The sequence below is a fragment of the Caballeronia terrestris genome, from assembly GCF_001544515.1.
In the GTDB taxonomy this organism is placed as follows: Bacteria; Pseudomonadota; Gammaproteobacteria; order Burkholderiales; family Burkholderiaceae; genus Caballeronia; species Caballeronia terrestris.
Window position 1 is genome coordinate 1 of the sequence record NZ_FCOL02000597.1, and the last position, 625, is coordinate 625.

Annotated in this window: 1 protein-coding gene and 1 pseudogene; both read left to right on the forward strand. The window is 60.0% G+C overall.

The features are described 5' to 3' along the window. On the forward strand, positions 1-367 hold a 367-nt coding region (locus tag AWB67_RS39140; RefSeq protein ID WP_200822451.1), incomplete at its 5' end, for a cation transporting ATPase C-terminal domain-containing protein. A gap of 66 nt (positions 368-433) precedes the next feature. Next, positions 434-625 (forward strand): annotated as a pseudogene (locus AWB67_RS40575) (hypothetical protein); the annotation flags it as partial.

Here is a 625-nt window from a genome sequence, read left to right on the forward strand (position 1 = left end):
GGCAGTGTTGTACTACGGCATGCGGACGGGCAGCGAGGCGCGTGCCCTGACGATGGCATTCACGACCTTTGTGCTGTTTCAGTTCTTTAACGTGTTCAACGCGCGCAGCGAAAACGGCTCCGCGTTCAACGCGGGCTTTTTCGACAACAGAATGCTGTGGATGTCCCTGATCGGCACTCTGGCGCTGCAATTCGTCGCTGTGCACTGGGCGCCGGCTTCGCGATTGTTCGGCACGACTGGCATGGCCTGGACTGACTGGGGGATTGTCATTGGTGTGGCATCTACGGTCCTACTGTTCGAAGAGACCCGCAAGCTGGCAGGTGCGAGCGTGAGACGGACGTCGCGGCATGACGCGCTCCATCGATAGTCACGGTCAGCGTCGCGTTCGCAGCCGATCCGATCAGCGTGCACGAACGCATGGCGAGATAGCGCGATGAAGAAAACAAGGATGGTGCCTGGCCTTTCGTGGTTGCCTGCCATCGTGATTCTCCTGCTGGGCGCGATGGTTTTTCGTCCGTTCATCGAACCGGTGCTTTGGGCGCTGATTGTCGCCTATGCCACTTGGCCGATGCACCGCTCCGTCCTCCGGATGCTGCACGGACAGGCGCTCCTGAGTGCATTAACG